Here is a 1,537-nt window from a genome sequence, read left to right as displayed (position 1 = left end):
CCGCGAGGCCGCCGAGCGCGCCCTCCAGGCGCTCCGCCCGGCCACCGCCTCCACCGCCTCCACCGCCTCCGCGGCTTCTGCGGCTTCCGCGCAGAACACCGCCTCCGCGTAGTACAGCGCCTGCGCGCAGTCCACCGCCTCCGCACAGAACACCGCCTCCGCGCAGTGCACCACCCTTCGCATCCAGCCGGCGTCGCTCACAGAACAACCCGAGGAGAAGGCCTGCCCGTGCGTATCTTCGACCCCCACATCCACATGACCTCCCGGACCACCGACGACTACGAGGCGATGTACGCCTCCGGGGTGCGTGCCGTCGTCGAGCCGGCCTTCTGGCTGGGCCAGCCCCGCACCTCGCCCGAGAGCTTCTACGACTACTTCGACGCGCTGCTCGGCTGGGAGCCCTACCGGGCCGCCCAGTTCGGCATCCAGCACTTCTGCACGATCGCGCTCAACCCCAAGGAGGCCAACGACCCACGCTGCCGGCCCGTGCTGGACGAGCTGCCCCGCTACCTCGCCAAGGACCGGGTCGTCGCCGTCGGCGAGATCGGCTACGACTCCATGACGCCGGAGGAGGACGAGGCGCTCGCGCTCCAGCTCCAGTTCGCCATCGAGCACGAACTGCCCGCCCTCGTGCACACCCCGCACCGCGACAAGGCCACCGGCACCCGCCGGACCCTGGACGTCGTACGGGAGTCGGGCATCGCCCCCGAACTCGTCGTCCTCGACCACCTCAACGAACTGACCGTCGGCACGGTCCTCGACAGCGGATGCTGGGCCGGGTTCTCGATCTACCCGAGGACCAAGATGAGCGAGGACCGCATGGTGGCCATCCTCCAGGAGCACGGCACCGAGCGCGTCCTCGTCAACTCAGCGGCGGACTGGGGCAGCTCGGACCCCCTCAAGACCCGCAAGACCGCCGACGCCATGCTCGCCGCCGGGTTCGACGACGACGCCGTGGACCGGGTGCTGTGGCGCAACCCCGTCGCCTTCTACGGGCAGAGCGGCCGACTGGACCTCGACGAGCCCAAGCCGGACGAGGAGTCGAGCTTCCAGGGCAACTCCATCCGGCGCGGCGGCGAGTGAGGGGACGGCCATGCGATTCCGGCACCCGGACGGCACCGCCGTCCACCTCGGCTACTGCAGCAACGTCCACCAGGCGGAGGACGTCGACGGCGTCCTCGCCCAACTCACGGACTACGCCGAACCGGTGCGCGAACGCCTCGGCGTCGACCGGCTGGGCATCGGCCTCTGGCTCGCCCGCGACGTGGTGAGCGAACTGGTCGCCGTCCCCGGTGTGTTGCGGCGCCTCAAGGATGAACTCGCGGCGCGGGGACTGGAGACCGTCACCCTCAACGCCTTCCCGTACGCCGGGTTCCACCGCGAGGTGGTCAAGAAGGACGTCTACCTCCCTGACTGGGCGGACGAGGCCCGCCTGGCCCACACCCTCGACTGCGCCCGCGTCCTGGCAGCGCTCCTGCCGGACGACGCCGAGCGCGGCAGCGTCTCCACACTGCCGCTGGCCTGGCGCACGTCCTGG

Annotated in this window: 2 protein-coding genes and 1 pseudogene; 2 read left to right on the top strand and 1 reads right to left on the bottom strand. The window is 71.0% G+C overall.

The genetic code is table 11. The features are described from left to right. Positions 1–201 (bottom strand): hypothetical protein (locus AWZ10_RS02995; RefSeq protein ID WP_208618436.1); only part of this gene is annotated, 201 nt, incomplete at its 3' end. Positions 202–228: 27 nt separating this feature from the next. Here AWZ10_RS02995 and AWZ10_RS02990 point away from each other — a divergent pair. Together AWZ10_RS02990 and AWZ10_RS02985 are read left to right on the top strand one after the other, a co-directional pair. After that, complete coding sequence (locus AWZ10_RS02990) at positions 229–1,083, top strand: TatD family hydrolase (RefSeq protein ID WP_046709567.1); 855 nt, start codon at positions 229–231, stop codon at positions 1,081–1,083. Positions 1,084–1,093: 10 nt separating this feature from the next. Then, positions 1,094–1,537, top strand: a pseudogene (locus AWZ10_RS02985) (metabolite traffic protein EboE); the annotation flags it as partial.

It is taken from the genome of Streptomyces europaeiscabiei, assembly GCF_001550375.1.
GTDB lineage: Bacteria > Actinomycetota > Actinomycetes > Streptomycetales > Streptomycetaceae > Streptomyces > Streptomyces europaeiscabiei.
Note: the sequence above shows the minus strand (reverse complement) of the source record. Positions and strands in the feature narration are given on the sequence as shown.